This window comes from Cryobacterium aureum (genome assembly GCF_002954245.1).
GTDB classification, from domain to species: Bacteria; Actinomycetota; Actinomycetes; order Actinomycetales; family Microbacteriaceae; genus Cryobacterium; species Cryobacterium aureum.
Genome location: NZ_PPTG01000048.1, coordinates 56,871 through 77,678 on the forward strand (window position 1 = coordinate 56,871; position 20,808 = coordinate 77,678).

The window sequence follows — 20,808 nt, forward strand, 5'->3', positions numbered from 1 at the left end:
CGGGGCGATTATGAGCGTAGTTCGGGGCAGTTTCACCCTCGTGTCGCTTGTGTGTCCCGTACTGGTCGAAAGCCCCACAGTGCGGCGTTCCCGCTGTGAGGCGGGTTTCACTCGGGGGAAACATAGCGGGCGACTGGCCGAAATATGGCTCGCCTACCGTGGGACCAACGCAACACGAACCCCCGGGAGTGCATGATGACGATGACAGACCAGGCGCTGACACTGGATGAGACCCGCCTGAACGCTGAACGGACCCGCCCCAGAGTGGTCTGGGAGCGCGCCTGCGCCGTGACCGATCTGGAACCCAGCTGGGGTGAAGCAGCCCTCATTCGCATGAAGCAGATCGCACTGTTTCTGCTCTCGCCGACCGAGATCTACGCCGTCGACCACCGCGACCCGCACACCGAGGCCAACGTCATGGCCCGCGGCATCGTCGGTTCCAAGGGAGACCGCCCCACCATCGCTTCCCCGCTGCACAAAGAGGTCTACGACCTCGGTACCGGCGAATGCTTCACCAACCCCACCCTCGTGCTGAACACCTACGAAACCCGTGTGGTCGGCGGCTACATCGAGGTCGCCGTCGAGACTGAACTACTCGCTGCGGCATGACACTGCTCGGCGAACGGCCCAGAACTGAACGACCGCGTGCCGGTCGGTCGAGTGCCGTGCCCGCCGCGCTCGTCGCCATCTCGCACGGTACCAACTCCGCTGACGGCCAGGCTGCAATCACCGCCCTGGTCGAAGCAGTCGCCTTCGCTCACCCCGATCTGGCCGTGACCGGCGGTTTCGTCGACGTGCAACAACCTGATGTGGCGGCGAGCCTCGGCGCGGTTCGCCCGGAGTGTGCGGCTGTCGTGGTGCCCCTGCTGCTCTCGGCCGGGTACCACGTGCACGTCGACCTGCAGCGGGAGACTCGTGAGCACGACCGCGTTACGACGGTATCGCGGGCGCTCGGCCCGGACGAACGGCTCATTGACGTGCTCGTGCAGCGCCTCGTGGCCGACGGGTTCGATCAGCGGGTACGCGGCCAGGAGATCGTGCTTGCTGCCGCCGGCTCGAGCGACGCGCGCGCGGTGCACGACTGCCGCACGGTCGGCGCCCTGCTGGAACAGCGCCTCGATGTGCGCGTCACCGTGGGCTTTCTCTCGGCCGCCACGCCGCGACTGGCCTGTGCCGTGACCGGGGCACGCCTCCGGAGCTCCAACGTCACTGTCAGCACCTATCTCATGGCACCCGGATTTTTCTTCGACCTGACGCGAGCGCAGAGCGTGGGCGCCGAACGGGTCACCACTCCACTGCTCGTACCGGGGGAAACGCCCCCTGCTCCGCTGGTTGATCTGGTCATCGACCGCTACCTGGAGGCGAAAGAGCGCGCCGGACTCTTCTAGAATTTGACCATGCGCATCGATATCGTCACCATTTTTCCCGAATTCTTCGATGTGCTCGACCTGTCGCTGCTCGGCAAGGCCCGCCAGAGCGGATTGATCGAGTTGGGCGTGCACAACCTGCGCGATCACACCCACGACCGGCACCACTCGGTCGACGACACCCCGTATGGCGGCGGTGCCGGCATGGTCATGAAGCCTGAGCCCTGGGGCGCCTCCCTCGACGCCATCCTCGGCACCGACCCCGACCCGGCCACCACCGACCCAGCCACCACCGGGATGCCGATCGCTGCCGACGACGGCCCCATCCTCATCTTCCCGTCACCGGCCGGCGACCAGTTCACCCAGGCAATGGCCCGCGAGCTGTCCCTCGAACAGCACCTCATTTTCGGGTGCGGCCGCTACGAGGGCATCGACCAGCGTGTGGTCGACCACTACTCGCAGCGCGGCCGGGTGCGCCTGGTCAGCCTCGGCGACTACGTACTCAACGGGGGAGAGGTTGCCGTCATGGCCATGATCGAAGCGATCGGTCGTCTCATTCCGGGTGTGGTCGGCAATCCCCTGAGCCTCGTCGAGGAATCCCACGAGGACGGCCTGCTCGAATACCCCAGCTACACCAAGCCGGCCAGCTGGCGCGGCCTCGATGTGCCGCCGGTGCTGCTCAGCGGCAACCACGGCGCTATCAGCATCTGGCGGCGCCAGCAGCAGATCGAACGCACCGAACGGGTACGCCCCGACTTGTTGCCACGCACAATATAGAGCACGAGCTTCAGCCTCCAGCGAACGCCAAGGTTAGTGTCAGTCCCCGTCGATAAACTGAATCCGTGATCATCCGCCGCGCCTTCTACCACTGGCAATTCATTGCCGCCGGAGCCCTGCCGCTCTGGCTTCTCGTCGGCTCAGCGATCTTCGGATCGGGCGCTTGGGCGGTGCTGGGTATCTTCTTCGGAGCCGTACTCATCGGCCTCGGGCTGCTCTTGGTGGCCCTCGTCATCTACGCCCGTAAAGAAGTGCGCGAAACTCGGGCGGTCTCCTACGGCGACGTTGGCGTGCTCGCCCTCTGGCACGCGCTCATCATCGCCATCCCCTTTTCAACGGATGCCGCCGGTTGGCTCAGCGTTCTCGTCATCATCGGCGGGCTCGCCGTGTTCTGGTTCGCCGTCTGGGAGCTGTTCGACGCCGCCCGGCGGCGAATGCGCGCCGTGGTCGACCTCATGGAGCAGCAGGCGCGCGGGCAGTCTGCACCGGGTCAGTCTTCACCGGCCGGGCCGCGGCATCCACTGCCAGGCCGCAGCGCAACGTTCGGCCGACCCGGCACCCCCGAGACCATCATCATCGAAGAAAAGCGCGACCGGCCCTAACCGGCCGGTCCCCGCTTTGCGGCCGGGCGCAGTTCATGGCACAATAGGAAATTGTGCCGCTGCAGGACTCTGCCACAGGGGAACCTGCTTTGTGCGGCGCGCATCCTCATACTGATTGCTTCGAATGAAGCACCTAGCGTAGTCGACCTGTGGCGGGTACAGAGAGCGAAACAACATGCATATTCTCGACGCGGTAGACGCCCCATCGCTGAAGACAGATCTTCCTGACTTCCGTGCCGGCGACACCGTCAAGGTTCACGTCAACATCATTGAGGGAACCCGCTCTCGTATCCAGGTCTTCCAGGGAGTCGTCATCGGCCGCTCCGGCGAAGGCGTGCGCGAAACGTTCTGCGTTCGCAAGGTCAGCTTTCAGATCGGCGTCGAGCGTACCTTCCCGGTGCACTCCCCGGTCATCGACCACATCGAGATCGTGACCCGCGGCGATGTTCGTCGCGCGAAGCTGTACTACTTGCGCGACCTGCGTGGCAAGAAGGCCAAGATCAAGGAAAAGCGCTAACTCTCGCGCCAACTAAGACCTAACCGGATTCTTTCCTGAGCTCCCCATCACCTAAACTGATGGGGAGCTCAGGCGGTTAAATGACAGATGAAGTGCTCGCCTCCAGGTCCGATCATCGGGTGACAGGGTCGAAGAAGTCTCGCAGTAAGAAGGCGCCCAGCAAGCAGCGCAGCGTCTTACTGTTCATCCGCGACCTCCTGATCATTTTCGTGGTTGCCCTGCTCATCTCGTTCTTGATCAAGACCTTCTTGATCCGGTCGTTCTACATCCCCTCCGGGTCGATGGAGAACACCCTGCAGATCAACGACCGCATCATCGTGAACCAGCTCGAACCGGAGCTGATTCCGATCACTCGCGGCGACGTCATCGTGTTCAAGGATCCGGGCGGATGGCTCCTACCCCAAGCCGAGGTGGTACAAAACCCAATCGTGGCCGGCGCCGACTGGCTCCTGTCTGTCGTGGGACTCTCAGCGCCCGACAGCAATGATCACCTGATCAAGCGTGTTATCGGGCTGCCCGGCGACCATGTCGTGTGCTGCAACGCTCTCGGTCAGATGAGCGTCAATGACGTTCCGCTCGACGAGTCTGCCTACGTGCTTCTGCCGGCCGGCGACACCAAGGTCTCCAAAGACGATTTCGACGTCACCATCCCGGCTGACGCGCTCTGGATGATGGGCGACAACCGGTATAACTCCAAGGATTCAAGGTACAACGGTGACACCGCGGGCAAGGGCTACGTTCCCATCGAGAACGTGGTCGGTCGTGCCCTCGTCGTGAGCTGGCCCATGGCCCGCTGGGCCTGGCTCGATGACTACCCCGATGTATTCCGCGAGGTGGAACAAGCCGACAAGGGCTCCGAGTAGTGGCGGTGTCCGACCCCACCCTCGAGGTGGAGTTCGACCTGCTGCACCGCGGTGCACGCTTCGTGATCGGCTGTGACGAGGTGGGGCGCGGCGCCCTGGCCGGTCCGGTGGCCGTGGGGTTTGCCGCGGTGAACGCATCCGTTTTGACCATGCCGGTAGGGCTGCGCGATTCGAAGATGCTCAGCGAACCGCGCCGGGAACTGCTCGCTCCGCTCGCCGTGGCGTGGGCGACGCACTCGGCCGTCGGGCTAGCCTCGGCCGCCGAAGTCGATGCGCTCGGCATCATCGCCTGCCTCGGGCTGGCCGGTAAGCGTGCCCTGTCCGATTTGTACGGGCAGGGCGTCGACGTGGCCGGTAGCATCGTGCTGCTCGACGGCAGCGACGACTGGCTGAACAAGGCGTTGGCCACCCCGTTGAACGTCGTGACCCGGATCAAAGCCGATCGGGATTGCGGGTCGGTGGCGGCGGCATCCGTTATCGCGAAGGTGCACCGCGACCGCCTGATGATCGCCGCGCACGACGACGCTCCCGGCTACGGCTGGGCGTCGAACAAGGGCTACGGCAGCGCCGCGCACATGAGCGCGATCGACCTGCTCGGGCCGAGCCCCTTACACCGCAAATCGTGGCTCAAAATCTCAGCGTAAGATGAGATCACCATGGAAGAAGACGAATTCGAGGACTACGACCGCGAGGTCGAGTTGGCCCTGTACCGGGAATATCGAGACGTCGTTGGTCAGTTCCAGTACGTCGTCGAAACCGAACGACGCTTCTACCTCGCGAACGAGGTCGAACTGGTGCGCCGCGACACGGAACACGATTTCTACTTCGAATTGACCATGAAGGACGTCTGGGTCTGGGACGTCTACCGCTCCGACCGATTCGTGAAATCGGTGCGCGTTCTGACCTTCAAGGACGTGAATGTGGAGGAGCTCGCGTCGAAGGACTTCGAACTTCCCAAGGAACTTGCGCTCGACGAGTAAGGAATGACTCCGGGGCCTTGGGTGGCCGGACAGGACCGACGAAGGTTTAGGAAGGCAACCCTGTGATTCAGGACGCTGATCGTGCCCGTGCTACGTGGAGCAACCGCGAGGCTCTCGCCGAGGCGATGATTCCCCTGATCGGGCGCCTCTACCGGGACAACACCGTGGTGACGAGCGTCTACGGACGCGGCCTGGTCAACAAGTCGGTCGTCGGCCTGCTCAAGGCGCACCGGTTCGCCCGCCACATAGCGGATGTTGAGCTTCCGCTCGACGAGACCCTCCCGATTCTGCAGGCTCTCGACGGACTCAACCTGGGGGCTGCGTCCATCGACCTCGCCCGCCTCGCCCTCGGCTTTCGCGAGCAGAACGGCCGCGTCACGCTGGAAGAATACTTGCGCGCTGAACTCGCCGACGTCGTCGGCCAGCACGGACTGGACGATCGCACCAGCACGGACGTGGTGCTGTACGGATTCGGCCGCATTGGGCGGCTGCTGGCGCGTATCCTGATCGAACACGCCGGCGGCGGGCAGGGCCTGCGCCTGCGCGCGATCGTCGTGCGCCGCGGTTCGGCCAACGACCTTGTCAAGCGGGCCAGCCTGCTGCGCCGCGACTCGGTGCACGGCCCGTTCGAGGGCACGATCACCATTGACGAGGAGAACAACACCATCCTTGCCAACGGCACGCTCATCCAGGTGATCTACTCCGGTGACCCGGCCAGCGTGGACTACACGCAGTACGGCATCCACGACGCCATCGTCGTCGACAACACCGGCAAATGGCGCGACGAAGAGGGCCTCTCCCAGCACCTCAAGTGCCCCGGAGTAGCTCGGGTGCTACTGACAGCCCCGGGCAAGGGCACGCTCAAGAACATCGTGCACGGCATCAACCACACCGACATTGCGCCGACCGACCGCATCATCACCGCGGCGTCGTGCACCACGAACGCGATCACCCCCGTGCTCAAGGCCATTAATGACCGCTTCGGCATCATTGACGGCCATGTCGAGACGGTGCACTCGTTCACCAACGACCAGAACCTCATCGACAACTTCCACTCCGGTGACCGCCGTGGCCGCTCGGCAGCGCTCAACATGGTTATTACCGAGACCGGAGCGGCCAAGGCCGTCGCGAAGGCGCTGCCGGAACTCGCGGGCAAACTCACCGGCAACGCCATCCGCGTACCCACGCCCGACGTGTCGATGGCCATTCTCAACCTGAACCTCGCCCTCGCGACCGACAAGGACGAGCTCAACACGTACCTGCGCACCATGTCGTTGCACTCCTCGCTGCACCGCCAGATCGACTTCATCGACTCGCCGGAGGTGGTCTCGAGCGACTTCCTCGGCTCGCGTCGCGCCGGTATCGTCGACGGCTTGGCCACCATCGTCACCGAGCAGAAGGCCGTGCTCTACGTCTGGTACGACAACGAATTCGGGTACAGCTGCCAGGTCATCCGGGTGCTCGAAGAGATGTCGGGCGTGCACGCGCCCATCTTCCCCGCCATCCTCGCCGCCGAGACCCTCGAGCCGGTCGCCTGACCAGTGTGATCTACCGCAATTCAGGGTCGGGGGTCGCAGATGACCACGGGGATCTCGCGTTCGGTGCGGCCCTGGTAGGCACCATAGCCGGCGTAGGCGACGACGATGCGCGGCCACAGCTCGGCTTTCTCAGCGGATGACGCCGTGCGCGCCCGAAACGGCCGCGTCACCCCGCGAACGGTCAGTTCCACGTTGGGCTGCGCCACGAGATTGCCGTACCAGAACGGATTCCGGTCGTCGCCGCCCTTCGACGCCACGAGCACGTACCGCCCGCCCTCGTGCACCGGCGCCGTGAGCATCGTCGACCGACGCTGCCCGCTGCTGCGGCCAATCGTGTGCAGCTCGACGGTCGCCATGGTGCCGATGGTCCAGCCGAGGCGTCCGCCGGAGACGAAAAGCAGCATCCGGTGTAGGCCGTTCATCGTTCGCATGCCGAGATCGGTCAGTCGGTTGCGCAGAGTCATAGGCCCAGCGTACGTCGCGTCGGGCGTTAGGTTGGAAGAATGACTCCAGCAACGATGCTCAGTACCATTCTTCGCAAAGCCGGCAGCTCTCGGCCCTATGCCGAGAGCCGTCCTTTGACGCTCGAACGGATTCCGGTGCCGACGCCGCGCGCCGGTGAAGTGCTCGTACGCATCGAACGCGCCAGCCTGTGCCATTCCGACCTCTCGGTCATCGACGCCTCGCGCCTGCGTCCCCTGCCGATGGCGCTCGGCCACGAGGCCGCGGGTACCGTGACGGCACTCGGCGACGGCGTCGACGACCTACTCGTGGGTGACCGGGTCGTGTTGGTCTTCGTGCCGAGCTGCGGCGATTGCCGGGCCTGCCTGGCCGGGCGCCCGGCGCTCTGCCACCGCGGCGCCGAGGCCAACGGAACCGGCGACCTACTGCACGGCCCGGCCGTGCTGGTCAGCGGCGCGGGCGAACGCATCAACCACCACCTCGGGGTTTCGGCCTTCTCGCAGTACGCTGTCGTCGCCCGCGAATCGGTCGTGCCGATCGAGACGGATGTTCCTTTCGACGTCGCCGCCATGTTCGGCTGCGCGGCGCTGACCGGCATCGGTGCCGTGCTTAACACCGGCGCCCTCAAGACCGGCCAGTCCGTGATCGTGTTCGGACTCGGCGCGGTCGGCCTGATGGCCGTCATGGCTGCCGCGCAGGTCGACGGTACCACCGTCATTGCGATCGACCCGCTGCCTGAGAAGCGGGCATTGGCCCTCCGCTGCGGCGCCGATCACGCCGGATCGCCCGACCAGGCGGCCGAACTGGTGCGTGAGCACGCGGGCGACGGCGTCGACCTCGCCATCGAGGCCGTCGGTAACGCCCGGGTGATGGAGGCCAGCTTGGCCCTGCTCACCCGCGGTGGCGCCCTCGTTTCGGTGGGCCTGCCGCACCCCGATCAGACCATCACCACCCCGGCATTGCAGTTCGCCGGGCTGGGCCGCAGGCTGCTCGGCTCGTACATGGGCGACTCCGTGCCGAGCCGCGACATTCCGGCCTACCTCCAACTGTGGCGAGACGGCAAACTGCCGGTCGAACTGCTGCACACCGACACCCGCCCACTCCGTGACCTCAACGAGAGCCTCGACGCGCTCGTGGCGGGCGAGGTCGTGCGCCGCCTGTTTGTGATGCAGGACGAATAGCCCCTCCTCCACAGGAGGGTGGGCCGCGCAACTGTCCACCAAGGTGGTGGTGACCGGCCCGCAGCCGCGCGTGAGCGCGCACTCTGGTGTTCGGAGGCACTCGTGGCGCGCAAAGACGAACTCGGCAAACTCGGCGAAGAGCAGGCCGCGCGCTTCCTGGAGGGCGCCGGCTACACCATCCTGACCCGCAACTGGCGGTGTGCAGAGGGAGAGATCGACCTCGTGGTGCAGCGGGGCGCGGCCGTCGTCTTCGTCGAGGTGAAGACGCGCAGCAGTCTGAGCTTCGGGCATCCGTTTGAGGCGATTACCGTGAAAAAGCTGGCCAGGATGCGCCGTCTTGCAGCGGTCTGGTGTGTGCAGGCGGAGCGGTGGCCACGCCAGATTCGGCTCGACGTCATCGCGGTGATCGCCCCGAGGGGCCGCGAACCGGTCATCGAACACCTCGAGGGCGTGTTCTGATGGGAATCGCCCGCACCCACGCCGTGGCGCTGCTCGGTCTGACCGGCGCGCTGGTGGAGGTCGAGGCCGATATCTCAGCGCAACTGCCCGGCATGATTCTGATCGGCCTGCCCGACGCGGCCCTCGCGCAGGCGACCCAGCGCGTGCGAGCCGCTGCCGCCAACAGCGGATGCCCGCTCACCGTTCACCGCCTCACCATCAATCTGTCGCCGGCCGCATTGCCCAAGCACGGCGCCGGCTTTGACCTGGCGATCGCCCTGGCCTGTCTCGCCGCTGACAGCACCGTTTCGGGCGAATCGGTCGGCAAGGTCGTGCACTTCGGCGAGCTCGCCCTCGACGGCCGGCTGCGGCCGACGCCGGGCATTCTTCCCGGGGTGATGACGGCTGCCCGCCTCGGTCACACCACGGTGATGGTGCCGATCGGCAACGAATCCGAGGCCCGACTCGTGCCCGACATTCGGGTGATCGGTGTCGCGTCGCTGCGCGATGCGGCCATCTTCCACGGCGCCCAGCTGCCCCCGATACCGGTCGAGCCGATCCTGGCGGCAATAGTGCCGACTGATCTGTCCGTCGAGCCCGACCTGGCCGACGTGATCGGCAATGACGACGCCATTCTGGCCCTGCAGATCGCCGCCGCCGGGGGGCACCACGTGTTTTTGCTCGGCCCGCCCGGCGCCGGAAAGACCATGCTTGCCGCCCGCCTGCCCGGCCTGTTGCCGGATCTCGACCCGGCCAGTTCGCTCGAGGTCAGCTCCCTGCGCTCGCTCGGCGGCCTCGGACTGGGCGGAGCCCTGATCACCCGACCGCCGTGGGAAGCACCACACCACACGGCGACCGCCGCGGCCATGGTGGGTGGTGGTAATGGACAGATTCGGCCGGGGGCCGCGTCGCAGGCCTCGCACGGAGTTCTGTTTCTCGACGAGGCCCCCGAATTCGCCTCGCCGGTGCTCGACGCACTGCGACAGCCACTGGAGTCCGGCTGGATCAGCATTCATCGCGCCAATGCGGTCGCCCATTTTCCGGCCCGGTTTCAGCTTGTGATGGCTGCCAACCCGTGCCCATGCGGTCAATACGGTGCCGGCGACCTGAGCTGCACCTGCCCGCCGAACGCCCGCCGGCGCTACCTCGCCCGCATCTCCGGCCCGTTGCTCGACCGCATTGACATTCAACTCAACGTCAAACGCATCACCGCCGCCCAGTTGCGCCTCGCCGCGGGCACGCAGCGGATGACGAGTGTCACCGCCCGGGAGCGGGTGGTCACTGCCCGAGGGGCCGCTGCCGAGCGGCTTCGCAGCACAGCCTGGAGCCTGAACTCCCAGGTACCTGGTCCCTGGCTGCGCGGCGCGGCGGTGCGCCTGGCCCCGAGCGCCACCGCCGGCCTCGACCGGGCGCTCGAACGTGGCGGAATCACCATGCGCGGCTACGACCGAGTGTTGCGCCTCGCGTGGACTCTCGCCGACTACGACGGTCTCACCCTCCCCGGCCCCGACCAGGTCGGCCAAGCCCTCTACCTACGCAAAGGAATGACATCATGACACTGTTCGGGCTCGACGAAACCCGGGTGAGCGAACTCACTGCGGGTGTGCGCCGTGGAATGCCAGTCGACGACTCCGCCGTCACAGGCATAGCCGTGGCCGGCGAGGTGTTCGCCCGCGCTGCCTGGTCGGGCATTGCCGAACCCGGTGACGGGACGGCCGGCCTGCTCGTGGCCAGCCTCGGCGCCAGTGTGGCCCTGACCGCCATTCTCGAGTCGTGGAGCCCGGTGCGCATTGGCGCGCTGGTGCGCGACGCACTCGGAGAAGACCCGGACGGGCCCGATCTGGTCTATACGGCCAGTCCCAGCGCCGATCCCACCGAAGCGGATGCCGACACCAGCGCCGAGCTGGAGCTGGCCCTGGACACGGGGCTGCAACGCTGGCGGCCGCGCCTCAACTCGGGTGACGTCATCCGCTCGCTGCAGCAAGCGGCCCGCGTCGATGCCCGGTTGCTGCTCGCCACGGATGCCCTGTGGCCGTCTTCGCTCGGCGACCTCGAACAGCATGCGCCGCTCGCGTTGTGGTGGCGCGGCGTACCCGCCGCCCTCGCCGCGCTGACCAACTCGATTGCGTTGGTCGGCGCTCGGGCGGCCACGGGGTATGGCGAGCACATCGCCATGGAGGCCTCGGCCGGGTTGGTCGACCGCGGTTTCGCGGTCGTCTCCGGTGCCGCCTATGGCATCGATGGGATGGCCCACCGTGCCGCTCTGGCCAGCGACGGCCTGACGGTGGCCTTTCTCGCCGGGGGAGTCGACCGGTTCTACCCGAGTGGCCACGACTCCCTACTCACCCGAATCGTCGCCTCCGGGGCCGTCATCTCCGAGCTGCCGTGCGGAGCGGCACCAACCAAATGGCGCTTCCTCCAGAGAAATAGGCTCATCGCCGCCTCCAGCGCTGCGACGGTGGTACTGGAGGCCGGCTGGCGGTCGGGCTCCCTTAACACAGCCGGGCACGCGTCGGCGCTTGGCCGGCCGCTCGGCGCCGTGCCGGGGCCGATCACGAGCCCCACCTCGGCCGGCTGCCATCGGCTCATTCGCGAATTCGCCGCGGTCTGCGTGACCAGCCCGACCGAGATGGCTGAGCTGGTCGGGGAGCGGTCGATCCAGGTGCCGCTCGATTTCGCTGTCACCGACGCCGGCCCGGGCCCGATACCGCGCACGAGCGACCAGATCCGCGTGTTCGACGCCCTGAGCGGGCGCTCGCCGCGCACTGTCGCTGACCTGTCACGTCGGGCGGGACTCTCGACTGCGGCCGTGCGCGGTGCCCTCGGCGGGCTCGATCTCGACGGAGCCGCCCAGGAGCGGGAGTCCGGCTGGGTGCGGCGGGCCTAGGCCGGAAGAACAGAAGTCAGGCGCGATCGTCCGTCGCGGGGTGCGGTGGCGTAACCGGGGTCGCGTCCCGCACCGTCCCCGCAGCGGCATGTGCGGCACCTTCTGCATTCACGGCCGCGCAGGCCCGCGCCACTGCGGCGAGGGAGAGTGCGACGTCCGCGGCATCCGTAGACCAGTTGCTGACCGAGATGCGCAGAATGTCCCGGTCGTGCCAGCGCGACCCCGACATCCAGGCGGAGCCGTCGGCAATGAGTTGCTCGGTCACCAGCCGGGTGCGATCGTCGCTGCCGAAACTCACGCACACCTGCGTGAACACGACCTGGTTGAGCACCTCAACACCCGGTATGGCCCGGAGGCCGTCCGCCAGGGCCTGCGCGTTCGCCGCAAGACCGTCGACCAGCGCGATCGTGCCGGTGCGGCCGAGGGATCGAAGCGCCGCCCACACCGGAACGCCTCGCGCCCGACGGGACAACTCCGGTACCTTCTCGAACGGGTCGCCAGGGCCACGATGTTCGTTGGTCGCGTCCGCGGCGATGAGGTAACTGGTGTGCACGCCGAAGACCCGTCGCACGACCTCGGGTCGGGACACGATCGCGACGCCGCAGTCGTAGGGAACATTGAGGGTTTTGTGGGCGTCGGTGGCCCAGGAATCAGCCCCTTCCAGACCATTCAGCTGGTCGCGGAACCGCGGACTGGCCGCCGCCCACAGGCCGAACGCCCCGTCGACGTGCACCCAGGCTCCGTGACGGCGCGCCACGTCGATCGCTGCACCCATCGGGTCAGACGCTCCGGAATGGACGTTGCCGGCCTGAAGACAGACGATCGTGGGGCCGGAGCCGCCGGCGTCCAGTAGCTCGGCGAGGGCGTCGGGCCGTAACCGCCCCTCATCGTCGACGTCCACCACGATCGGCGCCCCGAGACCGAGGTAGCGCAGCGTGAGATCGATGACGTCGTGGCGCTCAGCGCCCACAAGGACCCGTACCCGGGGAGCGCCGGTCAGGCCGTGCCGGTCGAGGTCCCACCCGGCCTGCTCGAGTACCCATTGTCGACCAGCGGCGAGGCCGACGAAATTGGCCATGGTCGCGCCCGTGGTGAATCCGACATCCGCTCCCGGCGGCAGCCCCAGCAGGTCGAGGAGCCAGCCGGCGGCGGTCTCCTCGAGCACGGCGGTCGCGGGCGTGGCGAAGCGCATTCCGGCATTCTGGTCCCATGCGGTGACCAGCCAATCGGCGGCGAGGGCCGCCGGCAGGGTTCCGCCAATGACCCAGCCGAAGAACCGGCCGGACGGCATCGCCATCAGGCCGGGTTCGGCAAACGAAGCGAGTTCATCGATGACGTCAGCCGCGGAGGTCGGGGCCGGGGGCAACGGGCCGGCCGACAGCGCGGCCAGGGTATCGGCGTCGACGCGGGGGCCGACCGGGCGGGAAGGAAGCGACGCAAGCCAGGCCTGGGCGTGCAGCAGCGCACGATCGAGAGCCTCGAAATAGGCGTCCGGCTGGGCAGACATGGCGCCATGATAGCCCGCCCATGCGCCCTTGTCGCCGGTCGCTGACGAGGCTACTGTGACCCGCAACATCGCCAATTGCCCCACCCTTTCGACTGTCAGCATTTTCAGAGAAGTGGATGTCATGAGCGCACCAGTATCCGTCCAACGTCGAGGCCTAGGCTTCGCACTCACCGTTCTCACCGTTGGAGTGGCCGTCCTGGCCTCCGCTCCGGCGGCGCTCGCAAACCCCGCGACAAGCGCGCCCCGCACGCTGAGCCAGCCGACAGCGAGCCAGCCGTCGGCGATTCAGCCCGCAGCCAACCAATTGACCGCAACGCCGGTTCCCACCATCAGCGGTGTGCCGCAGGCCGGCCGGCGGCTGACCGCCGTGCCGGGTACCTGGAAACCGGCACCAGTGGCGCTGTCCTATCGCTGGAAGGTGAACGGTGTGGTGGTATCGGGCGCAACGGCCTCCACTTTTACACCTTCCAACACCCAGGTGGGCAAGCGCGTCACGGTGACCGTCACCGGCACGAAGGCCGGATATCAGACGGTCTCCAAGACCAGCGCATTGACCAAGCCCGTCGCTCCGGCCACGATCGCCGTCGGTACTAATCCGCGCGAGCTCGTCGTAACGGCCAACGGCCGCTGGGCGTACGTCGCCAACGCCGGTGCCCGCACGGTCTCGGTAATCGACGCGACGATCGGCACAGTCGTCGCCACCATTCCGCTGGGCGGCGACCCGAGAGCCCTGGCAGTGTCGACCAACCAGAAACAGGTGTTCGTGAGTACCTGCAGCGACGAAAAGATCTACGCCCTGAACATCGCCACGAACACGGTCGCCTACTCCTTCAAGACCGGCGCTTGCGGTGACCTCGTCGCCACCCTCGACGGCAAATCGCTCTACATCGGCGGTTCGCCGTCGCTGTTCGACATCACCGTGGCCACCATCGCCACCCGTTCCATTGCCGAGCCGATCTTCACCGGTGCTCCGGTGGGTGAACTCACCCCAAGCGCTGACCGAAAAAAGGTCTACCTCAGCAACGGCGACGACTACGGCGTGCTGATCATCGACACGGCCGCGCCCCAGGGGCCGCTGCGGCAGTTCAACACCTCGCACCCGCCGATCGCCTCGGCACCGTCACCCGACGGTACGACGGTCTACGCAAGCCTCGGACGTGACCTGATCACCGGGCCGTCCAATGCCGTCGAGGTCATCGACACCGCCACGAACCGGGTACGGGCCAGCATCGCCATCAATGCCCCCAGCGCCCTGACGGTGAGTCCAGACGGAACGAAACTCTTCGTTCTATCGACCGAGAACAACACGATCGTCACGATCAGTGCCGCCACCAACCGTGTGCTCAGTCGCGTCCCGGTCGGGCGCACTCCGACGAGCCTCGCGGTCACGCCCGACGGCAGCAAGGTGGGCATCACCAATTACGACGACAACACGGTGTCGGTGCTGCGGGTGTTCTAACTCGGCGGTCGGTGGCTGCCCGTAGTCTGAATACCGACGAAAGGTGATTCATGGCAGCTGTGCAGTTGGGTCAGTACGCGCCCGCCGAGAAAATTCTGGTGCATGTCAGCGACACCCATTTTCTCGGCGACGGCGCGGCACTCTACGGAGCCGTCAACACCGATCAGGCCGTGCATCGTGCCTTCGCGCAGTTACACCGCTCAGGTATTCGCCCCGATGCCCTCATCCTCACCGGTGACGTGGCCGATCGGGGCGAAGCGGATGCCTACCGCCGCATTCGCGGCATCGTCGAGGCCGCCGCTGCCGAGTGGGGGGCGGCGATCGTCTGGGTGATGGGAAACCACGATCAGCGCGAAACGTTTCGTACCGAGCTTCTCGGCGAGACTTCATCGGGCGGCGTCCGAGAGTCGGTTGATCAGGCCCCCGTCGATCAGGTGCTGGATCTCGATGGCCTGCGCATCATCGCCCTCGACACGAGCGTTCCGGGCTATCACCACGGCGAGATCACCGATGCCCAGCTGGACTGGCTGCGCACGGTTCTTTCCACACCGTCCCCGCGCGGGTCGATTCTGGCGCTGCACCACCCGCCGATACCCACCCCGCTGCCGTTGATGAGCGTGCTCGAGCTGCACGACCAGCCGCGACTGGCCGCCGTTCTGGCCGGCAGTGATGTGCGGGCCATTCTCGGCGGTCACCTGCACTATTCCACCCAGGGTCTGTTCGCCGGCATCCCCGTGTCGGTCGCGGCCGCCACCTGCTACACGATGGATCTGAGCGCACCCGAACGCGAACTCACCGGAGTGAACGGCGGCCAGACGCTCAATCTGGTGCACGTGTATGCCGACCAGATCACCCATTCTCAGCTGCCGATCGGGGAGTTCGCCACCGTCACGCAGTTTCCCGCCGCCTACGTCGATCAGCTGGCTGAGCTCACCCCAGAGGGCCGGCGGGAAGCCTTCTCGCGCCAGCAGTGAAGAGTGCGATGAGGGACAGCGATCGAATGGAACCTTCACCGGTGCCGCTGAAAAACGACATCAACGAGTTTCTGCGCTACCTCAGCGCCGAGCGCGGCTACTCGGCGCACACGGTGCGGGCCTACCGCACCGATCTGAACCAACTGGCCGGGTTTGCCGGTGACCGGGGCGCTACGGCATCCGCTGATCTGAGTCTCGAACTGCTGCGGGAATGGCTGTGGGTGGCGACGCAGGCCGGCCTGGCCCGGGCCACACTGGCTCGTCGGTCGGCCTCGGCGCGTAGTTTCACCGCGTGGGTGGCGCGCGGCCACGACGACAGCACCGACCCGGCGGCCCGCCTGCGCTCGCCGAAGCCGGGACGCACCCTGCCGCGGGTCATCACCCACACCCAGATGACCGACCTGCTCGATCTGCTCGCGGCGCGCGCCAGTGGGGGAGAGGCCCTCGCACTGCGCGATCTCGCGATCGTCGAGCTGCTCTACGCCTCGGCGCTGCGCGTCTCCGAGCTCGTGGGCCTCTCTCCCGCCGACGTTGACCTCGACCGCCTGACCGTGCGGGTCACGGGTAAGGGCGCGAAGGAACGCGTGGTTCCGTTCGGGGTGCCGGCGCAGCGCGCGCTTCTCGAGTATCTGCGCCGGGCCCGACCGGCACTCCTCGCCGAAGCGGCGACGCCAGGCAATACCGCAGCGCCGCTAAACACCGCGGTACCACTCAATACAGCAGCGGCACCAAATGCCGCCGCGTTGTTCCTGGGCCGAAAAGGCCAACGCCTCGGCGTGCGCGGGGTCTACCGCCTCGTGGCCGTCCTGCTCGACGCAATCGGCGGCACCGGTCCGGCCGGACCGCACGCCCTGCGCCACACGGCCGCCACCCATCTGCTTGACGGCGGAGCCGACCTGCGCGCCGTGCAGGAACTCCTCGGACACGTCAGCCTCGGCACCACCCAGATCTACACCCACGTGTCGGCGGAACGTCTCAAAGCCAGCTACGGACTGGCCCACCCCCGCGCCTGAGCGCCCAACCGGCTAGCAGACCGACACACCAGCCGCCCTGCGTTCAGAACGACGTGCTCGCTCAGGTGGACGGCAGCAACACTGCCCGGTGAGTCAGCCCCAGGTATAAAAGAGGTGACACGTACCGGCCGTGTAGGCGCACTCCCCAGTGCAGACACTCTGAGGCACAATGGCCGCCCGACGACACCGTTCCGATTACCTGCCCGGCGCGCACCCGGTCGCCCTCCGCGACAAGAGTGACCACAGGCTCCACCGTCGAGATCAGATCGCCGGGCTGGCTGATGGAGAGCACCGCACGATCGACCACCCGGCCCGCGAACGAAACCACACCGTCGTGCGGTGCCAGCACGGCCTCGTCCGCGTGCGCCAGCAGGTCTATTCCGCGATGGCCAGCACTATACAGGGTTTGCGGAGCGTTGAAAATTTGCACCACCTGCGGCTGCGCGACCGGCCAGCGCCAGTCATCCGCTTCGCCCGCTGTTGCGCTAGCTGCTGTGCTCGCGGAGGCGACGATGGCCGGTGTGGCCGGTGTGGCCGGTGTGGCCGGTGTGGCCGGTGTGGCCGGTGTGGCCGGTGTGGCGCTTGACGGCGGCCCCGCACTGAACACGATGACCATAGTAACGAGACCGGATGCCGCCAGCGCGCATAGATTCTGCATGCCCCCACCCTGCAGCCCCAACCTTGGTCACCGACGGATCTCGGTCGCATCGGTGTACATCTCCACCGTGCCGGTCCTGTGGAGGAGCCGGTCTGTCGGCACGGCCTACGGCACGGTCGCCCGAGCACTCCCGGCGGTGATACGCTATCCCCAGCAGCGCTTTGTGCGCTGACTACGCGTGCCCATTTGGCCGCCATGTCCAATCGGTCCCGTCTCACGAGTAACCAGCGTGAACAGGGCGGACGTGTGCCGGGCACCAGGAGTGATGATCGACCGATCATCGCACAAACCGAATGGTGTGCACTTTCGAGGGCACATCAGAACAGGAGTACGGCACATGGCCGTCGTAACCATCCGCCAGCTGCTCGACAGCGGCGTGCACTTCGGGCACCAGACCCGCCGTTGGAACCCGAAGATGAAGCGTTTCATCTTCACGGAGCGTTCCGGCATCTACATCATCGACCTGCAGCAGTCGCTCGGGTTCGTTGACAAGGCCTATGACTTCGTCAAGGAGACGGTTGCCCACGGCGGCACCATCCTCTTCGTTGGCACCAAGAAGCAGGCCCAGGAATCCATTTCAGAGCAGGCACAGCGCGTAGGCCAGCCCTACGTCAACCAGCGCTGGCTCGGTGGACTGCTCACCAACTTCCAGACCGTTTCCAAGCGTCTGGCCCGCATGAAAGAACTCGAAGAGCTCGACTTCGAAGACACCGCCAAAAGTGGTTTCACGAAGAAGGAAATGCTCATCAAGAAGCGCGAGCTGGTCAAGCTGCACAAGAGCCTCGGCGGAATCCGCAACCTCACGAAGACCCCGTCTGCGCTGTGGGTTGTTGACACCAACAAGGAGCACCTCGCCATTGACGAGGCTCGTAAGCTCGGCATCCCGGTCATCGCCATCCTCGACACCAACTGCGACCCCGACGACGTGCAGTACCCGATCCCGGGCAACGACGACGCCATCCGCTCCGTTGGCCTGCTGACCCGCATCATCGCGGACGCCGCAGCCGAGGGCCTGATCCAGCGTCACGCCAAGCCGGAGGCCGAAGTCGAGCCCCTCGCCGCCTGGGAAGCTGAATTGCTCCAGGCCTCTGAGACCGAGACCACCCCCGCACAGTCCTCCGCCGAGACCGAGAAGGTTGCCGACGCTACCGTCCCAGCCGACGAGGCCGTCGTTGCAGAGCCCACCATCGCCGACGCTGTCGCCGACACCGAGGTTGCCGCCGTACTGGCCGCAGTCTCCGATGACGCGACCGTCGCTGCCGACGAGACCAAGTAAGGAACCCGGTATGGCAAACTTCACACTCGAAAACGTCAAGGCTCTCCGCGAGAACCTCGGCACCGGAATGGTCGACACCAAGAACGCCCTCGTTGAAGCTGACGGCGACATGGACAAGGCCATCGAGATCCTGCGTCTCAAGGGTGCCAAGGGCAACGCCAAGCGCGCTGACCGTTCCACCTCTGAGGGACTCGTCGCTGCCAAGGAAATCGGCACCACCGCCTACATGATCGAACTCGCCTGCGAGACCGACTTCGTCGCCAAGGGTGACAAGTTCGTCGTTCTGGCCGACAAGGTTCTCGACGCGATCGCCGCTGCCGGCGCGACCACTGTCGAGGCCGGACTGGCAGCATCCGCTGGAACCCAGACCGTGGCCGAGCTCATCGACGGCGAAGCCGCCATCATCGGCGAGAAGTTCGAACTTCGCCGTGTTGCCGCCGTCACCGGCGAATCGTTCTCGATCTACCTGCACAAGACCAGCAAGGACCTGCCCCCGCAGGTCGGCGTTGTTCTCGGCTTCTCCGGCACCGACGTGGAGACCGCTCGCAGCGTGGCCCAGCACATCTCGTTCGCCAACCCCGAGTACCTCGCGGCGAGCGACGTTCCGGCTGACCTCGTGGAAACCGAGCGCAAGATCGTTACCGAGATCTCGAAGAACGAGGGCAAGCCGGAAGCGGCACTGCCCAAGATCGTTGAGGGACGCGTCAAGGCCTACCTCAAGCAGGTCGCCCTGCTCGAACAGGACTACGCCAAGGACAACAAGGTGTCCGTCGCGAAGGTTCTGGACGATGCAAAACTGACCGTGTCGGGCTTCGCCCGGTTCAAGGTCGGCGCCTAACAAAAAATGTCGGAGGTCGGATTGCGAGAGCGATCCGGCCTCCGTTTTTGTGTGTGCCCCACTGGGGTATGCGCGTGCACTTGGTAGTTTGGTAACACCCCCTCTCGGAAGGCCCCGCACGACATGACTGACTCGGCCAGCTCACCCACGACCCACACCAGCCCGACCGCGGTCGTCAAGAAACGACGGGTGCTCCTTAAACTCTCCGGTGAGGCCTTCGGTGGCGGCGCCGTCGGCGTCAATCCGGATGTCGTCAGCTCACTGGCCCGCGAAATCGCCGAGGGCGCCAAGCAGGTCGAAGTGGCCATCGTCGTCGGTGGCGGAAACTTCTTTCGCGGCGCAGAGCTCTCCCAGCGCGGCATGGACCGCGGACGCGCCGACTACATGGGGATGCTCGGCACCGTCATGAACGCCCTGGCCCTGCAGGACTTTCTCGAACAGGCCGGCGCCGAAACCCGCGTACAGTCCGCCATCTCGATGACCCAGGTAGCCGAGCAGTACATCCCGCGGCGCGCCGAACGCCACTTGGAAAAGGGGCGCGTCGTCATCTTCGGTGCCGGCGCCGGACTGCCCTACTTCTCCACCGACACCGTCGCCGCTCAGCGCGCCCTCGAAATAGACGCCGATGTGGTGCTCGTGGCCAAGAACGGCGTGGACGGCGTCTATTCCGACGACCCCCGGACCAATCCCGACGCCCAGAAGATTCACCACATCACCTACCTGGAAGCCTTGCAGCGCGGCCTCAAGGTCGTCGACTCCACCGCCTTCAGCCTGTGCATGGACAACCACATGCCCATGCAGGTCTTCGGCATGGCGCCGGAGGGCAACGTGACCGCAGCCATCCTCGGCACCGATCTGGGCACTCGCGTCTCCAACTAGAATTGTTCCACCACCAATAAAGGAGTCACCGTGATCGCGGATGTTCTTTCCGACGCCACTGCGCGCATGAATCGGGCCCTCGAGGCCGCCAAAGATGACTTTGGCACCGTGCGCACCGGGCGAGCCAACCCGCAAATGTTCGCGAAAATTCTGGTGAGCTACTACGGCACCCTGACGCCGCTGGAACAGCTCGCGTCGTTGCAGAACCAGGAAGCGCGCACCATGCTGATCGGCCCGTACGACAAGGCGGCCCTGCGCGACATCGAGATCGCTATTCGCGATACCCCGAACCTGGGCGCCAACGTCGGCAACGACGGCACCACCATTCGGGCTACCCTCCCCGAACTCACCACGGAACGCCGCAAGGAATTCGTGAAGATCGTCAAGGCCAAGGCAGAGGATGCCCGCATCTCGGTGCGCAACATTCGCCGCAAGGCCAAGGACGAGCTCGATGCCCTCAAGAGCGAGGTCGGCGACGACGAGGTCAGTCGCGCCGAGAAAGAGCTCGAGCTGATCACCAAGAGCCACGTGGACGGCATCGACGACGCCTTCAAGCGCAAGGAAGCCGAACTCCTCGAGATCTAGGAGGTCC

Annotated in this window: 23 protein-coding genes; 20 read left to right on the plus strand and 3 right to left on the minus strand. The window is 66.2% G+C overall.

The window, feature by feature from the left end; translation table 11 throughout:
- Positions 1-192: 192 nt before the first annotated feature.
- The 9 genes from nirD to CJ028_RS17130 all read left to right on the plus strand — a co-directional run bounded on the left by nirD (position 193) and on the right by CJ028_RS17130 (position 6,644).
- Positions 193-609 (plus strand): nitrite reductase small subunit NirD, encoded by a 417-nt coding sequence (gene nirD / locus CJ028_RS17090; protein WP_240607389.1) that lies wholly within the window; start codon positions 193-195, stop codon positions 607-609.
- On the plus strand, positions 606-1,388 hold the full coding sequence (locus CJ028_RS17095; protein WP_105036420.1) for a sirohydrochlorin chelatase: 783 nt from the start codon (positions 606-608) through the stop codon (positions 1,386-1,388). The genes nirD and CJ028_RS17095 overlap by 4 nt, the downstream gene beginning before the upstream one ends.
- A gap of 9 nt (positions 1,389-1,397) precedes the next feature.
- Positions 1,398-2,144, plus strand: coding sequence for a tRNA (guanosine(37)-N1)-methyltransferase TrmD (trmD, locus tag CJ028_RS17100; RefSeq protein WP_105036421.1), 747 nt, complete (start codon positions 1,398-1,400; stop codon positions 2,142-2,144).
- Between the two features lie 65 nt (positions 2,145-2,209).
- Entirely contained in the window at positions 2,210-2,746 is a 537-nt protein-coding gene (locus CJ028_RS17105; protein WP_105036422.1) for an MFS transporter, read from the plus strand.
- A 175-nt stretch (positions 2,747-2,921) separates the two neighbouring features.
- Positions 2,922-3,263 carry a 50S ribosomal protein L19 gene (rplS, locus tag CJ028_RS17110; RefSeq protein ID WP_092341190.1) on the plus strand — a complete coding sequence of 114 codons (342 nt, stop codon included), beginning with the start codon at positions 2,922-2,924 and terminating at the stop codon, positions 3,261-3,263.
- Between the two features lie 80 nt (positions 3,264-3,343).
- The gene (lepB, locus tag CJ028_RS17115) at positions 3,344-4,126 is read left to right on the plus strand and encodes a signal peptidase I (protein ID WP_105036423.1); all 783 of its coding nucleotides are present in this window, start codon (positions 3,344-3,346) and stop codon (positions 4,124-4,126) included.
- Positions 4,126-4,770 carry a ribonuclease HII gene (rnhB, locus tag CJ028_RS17120; RefSeq protein WP_105036424.1) on the plus strand — a complete coding sequence of 215 codons (645 nt, stop codon included), beginning with the start codon at positions 4,126-4,128 and terminating at the stop codon, positions 4,768-4,770. The genes lepB and rnhB overlap by 1 nt, the downstream gene beginning before the upstream one ends.
- Positions 4,771-4,782: 12 nt before the next feature.
- Positions 4,783-5,106, plus strand: coding sequence for a DUF2469 family protein (locus CJ028_RS17125; protein WP_022886464.1), 324 nt, complete (start codon positions 4,783-4,785; stop codon positions 5,104-5,106).
- 62 nt (positions 5,107-5,168) lie between these two features.
- Positions 5,169-6,644: a glyceraldehyde-3-phosphate dehydrogenase gene (locus CJ028_RS17130; RefSeq protein WP_105036425.1), complete on the plus strand. Its 1,476-nt coding sequence runs from the start codon at positions 5,169-5,171 to the stop codon at positions 6,642-6,644.
- Positions 6,645-6,664: 20 nt separating this feature from the next.
- Here CJ028_RS17130 and CJ028_RS17135 read toward each other — a convergent pair whose 3' ends face one another.
- Complete coding sequence (locus CJ028_RS17135; protein ID WP_105036426.1) at positions 6,665-7,108, minus strand: nitroreductase/quinone reductase family protein; 444 nt, start codon at positions 7,106-7,108, stop codon at positions 6,665-6,667.
- Between the two features lie 39 nt (positions 7,109-7,147).
- On the opposite strand from CJ028_RS17135, the gene CJ028_RS17140 reads away from it, so the two are divergent.
- The 4 genes from CJ028_RS17140 to dprA all read left to right on the plus strand — a co-directional run bounded on the left by CJ028_RS17140 (position 7,148) and on the right by dprA (position 11,612).
- A complete protein-coding gene (locus tag CJ028_RS17140; RefSeq protein WP_105036427.1) occupies positions 7,148-8,287 on the plus strand; it encodes a zinc-binding dehydrogenase in 1,140 nt (379 codons plus the stop codon).
- 102 nt (positions 8,288-8,389) lie between these two features.
- The gene (locus tag CJ028_RS17145) at positions 8,390-8,746 is read left to right on the plus strand and encodes a YraN family protein (RefSeq protein ID WP_105036428.1); all 357 of its coding nucleotides are present in this window, start codon (positions 8,390-8,392) and stop codon (positions 8,744-8,746) included.
- Positions 8,746-10,281, plus strand: coding sequence for a YifB family Mg chelatase-like AAA ATPase (locus tag CJ028_RS17150; protein WP_105036429.1), 1,536 nt, complete (start codon positions 8,746-8,748; stop codon positions 10,279-10,281). Before CJ028_RS17145 ends, CJ028_RS17150 begins: the two co-directional genes overlap by 1 nt.
- Positions 10,278-11,612: a DNA-processing protein DprA gene (gene dprA, locus CJ028_RS17155; protein WP_105036430.1), complete on the plus strand. Its 1,335-nt coding sequence runs from the start codon at positions 10,278-10,280 to the stop codon at positions 11,610-11,612. Before CJ028_RS17150 ends, dprA begins: the two co-directional genes overlap by 4 nt.
- Before the next feature lie 16 nt (positions 11,613-11,628).
- Here dprA and CJ028_RS17160 read toward each other — a convergent pair whose 3' ends face one another.
- Positions 11,629-13,119: a pyridoxal phosphate-dependent decarboxylase family protein gene (locus CJ028_RS17160; RefSeq protein WP_105036916.1), complete on the minus strand. Its 1,491-nt coding sequence runs from the start codon at positions 13,117-13,119 to the stop codon at positions 11,629-11,631.
- A 121-nt stretch (positions 13,120-13,240) separates the two neighbouring features.
- On the opposite strand from CJ028_RS17160, the gene CJ028_RS17165 reads away from it, so the two are divergent.
- Genes CJ028_RS17165 through CJ028_RS17175 form a run of 3 tightly spaced genes read left to right on the plus strand, consistent with a single transcriptional unit; the run spans position 13,241 to position 16,565 of the window.
- Positions 13,241-14,578, plus strand: a complete 1,338-nt coding sequence (locus CJ028_RS17165; protein WP_105036431.1) for a YncE family protein — start codon at positions 13,241-13,243, stop codon at positions 14,576-14,578.
- Positions 14,579-14,628: 50 nt separating this feature from the next.
- Positions 14,629-15,552 carry a phosphodiesterase gene (locus CJ028_RS17170; RefSeq protein WP_105036432.1) on the plus strand — a complete coding sequence of 308 codons (924 nt, stop codon included), beginning with the start codon at positions 14,629-14,631 and terminating at the stop codon, positions 15,550-15,552.
- Between the two features lie 26 nt (positions 15,553-15,578).
- Positions 15,579-16,565 (plus strand): tyrosine recombinase XerC, encoded by a 987-nt coding sequence (locus CJ028_RS17175; RefSeq protein WP_105036433.1) that lies wholly within the window; start codon positions 15,579-15,581, stop codon positions 16,563-16,565.
- Positions 16,566-16,626: 61 nt separating this feature from the next.
- On the opposite strand, the gene CJ028_RS17180 is transcribed toward CJ028_RS17175, so the two are convergent.
- Positions 16,627-17,223, minus strand: coding sequence for a murein hydrolase activator EnvC family protein (locus CJ028_RS17180; protein WP_129590533.1), 597 nt, complete (start codon positions 17,221-17,223; stop codon positions 16,627-16,629).
- A 337-nt stretch (positions 17,224-17,560) separates the two neighbouring features.
- On the opposite strand from CJ028_RS17180, the gene rpsB reads away from it, so the two are divergent.
- The 4 genes from rpsB to frr all read left to right on the plus strand — a co-directional run bounded on the left by rpsB (position 17,561) and on the right by frr (position 20,801).
- Positions 17,561-18,499 (plus strand): 30S ribosomal protein S2, encoded by a 939-nt coding sequence (gene rpsB / locus CJ028_RS17185; protein WP_105036435.1) that lies wholly within the window; start codon positions 17,561-17,563, stop codon positions 18,497-18,499.
- Positions 18,500-18,509: 10 nt separating this feature from the next.
- On the plus strand, positions 18,510-19,337 hold the full coding sequence (gene tsf / locus CJ028_RS17190; protein WP_092341175.1) for a translation elongation factor Ts: 828 nt from the start codon (positions 18,510-18,512) through the stop codon (positions 19,335-19,337).
- A 123-nt stretch (positions 19,338-19,460) separates the two neighbouring features.
- The gene (gene pyrH / locus CJ028_RS17195; protein WP_105036436.1) at positions 19,461-20,216 is read left to right on the plus strand and encodes a UMP kinase; all 756 of its coding nucleotides are present in this window, start codon (positions 19,461-19,463) and stop codon (positions 20,214-20,216) included.
- A 30-nt stretch (positions 20,217-20,246) separates the two neighbouring features.
- Positions 20,247-20,801 (plus strand): ribosome recycling factor, encoded by a 555-nt coding sequence (gene frr / locus CJ028_RS17200; RefSeq protein ID WP_105036437.1) that lies wholly within the window; start codon positions 20,247-20,249, stop codon positions 20,799-20,801.
- Positions 20,802-20,808 lie beyond the last annotated feature (7 nt).

Excerpts from the sequence above, each read along its gene's own strand:
- nirD (WP_240607389.1), top strand. The coding sequence starts at position 193 with ATGATGACGATGACAGACCAGGCGCTGACACTGGATGAGACCCGCCTG.
- CJ028_RS17095 (WP_105036420.1), top strand. The coding sequence starts at position 606 with ATGACACTGCTCGGCGAACGGCCCAGAACTGAACGACCGCGTGCCGGT.
- trmD (WP_105036421.1), top strand. The coding sequence starts at position 1,398 with ATGCGCATCGATATCGTCACCATTTTTCCCGAATTCTTCGATGTGCTC.
- rplS (WP_092341190.1), top strand. The coding sequence starts at position 2,922 with ATGCATATTCTCGACGCGGTAGACGCCCCATCGCTGAAGACAGATCTT.
- lepB (WP_105036423.1), top strand. The coding sequence starts at position 3,344 with ATGACAGATGAAGTGCTCGCCTCCAGGTCCGATCATCGGGTGACAGGG.
- CJ028_RS17125 (WP_022886464.1), top strand. The coding sequence starts at position 4,783 with ATGGAAGAAGACGAATTCGAGGACTACGACCGCGAGGTCGAGTTGGCC.
- CJ028_RS17135 (WP_105036426.1), bottom strand. The coding sequence starts at position 7,108 with ATGACTCTGCGCAACCGACTGACCGATCTCGGCATGCGAACGATGAAC.
- CJ028_RS17140 (WP_105036427.1), top strand. The coding sequence starts at position 7,148 with ATGACTCCAGCAACGATGCTCAGTACCATTCTTCGCAAAGCCGGCAGC.
- CJ028_RS17150 (WP_105036429.1), top strand. The coding sequence starts at position 8,746 with ATGGGAATCGCCCGCACCCACGCCGTGGCGCTGCTCGGTCTGACCGGC.
- dprA (WP_105036430.1), top strand. The coding sequence starts at position 10,278 with ATGACACTGTTCGGGCTCGACGAAACCCGGGTGAGCGAACTCACTGCG.
- CJ028_RS17160 (WP_105036916.1), bottom strand. The coding sequence starts at position 13,119 with ATGTCTGCCCAGCCGGACGCCTATTTCGAGGCTCTCGATCGTGCGCTG.
- CJ028_RS17165 (WP_105036431.1), top strand. The coding sequence starts at position 13,241 with ATGAGCGCACCAGTATCCGTCCAACGTCGAGGCCTAGGCTTCGCACTC.
- CJ028_RS17170 (WP_105036432.1), top strand. The coding sequence starts at position 14,629 with ATGGCAGCTGTGCAGTTGGGTCAGTACGCGCCCGCCGAGAAAATTCTG.
- CJ028_RS17175 (WP_105036433.1), top strand. The coding sequence starts at position 15,579 with ATGGAACCTTCACCGGTGCCGCTGAAAAACGACATCAACGAGTTTCTG.
- CJ028_RS17180 (WP_129590533.1), bottom strand. The coding sequence starts at position 17,223 with ATGCAGAATCTATGCGCGCTGGCGGCATCCGGTCTCGTTACTATGGTC.
- rpsB (WP_105036435.1), top strand. The coding sequence starts at position 17,561 with ATGGCCGTCGTAACCATCCGCCAGCTGCTCGACAGCGGCGTGCACTTC.
- tsf (WP_092341175.1), top strand. The coding sequence starts at position 18,510 with ATGGCAAACTTCACACTCGAAAACGTCAAGGCTCTCCGCGAGAACCTC.
- pyrH (WP_105036436.1), top strand. The coding sequence starts at position 19,461 with ATGACTGACTCGGCCAGCTCACCCACGACCCACACCAGCCCGACCGCG.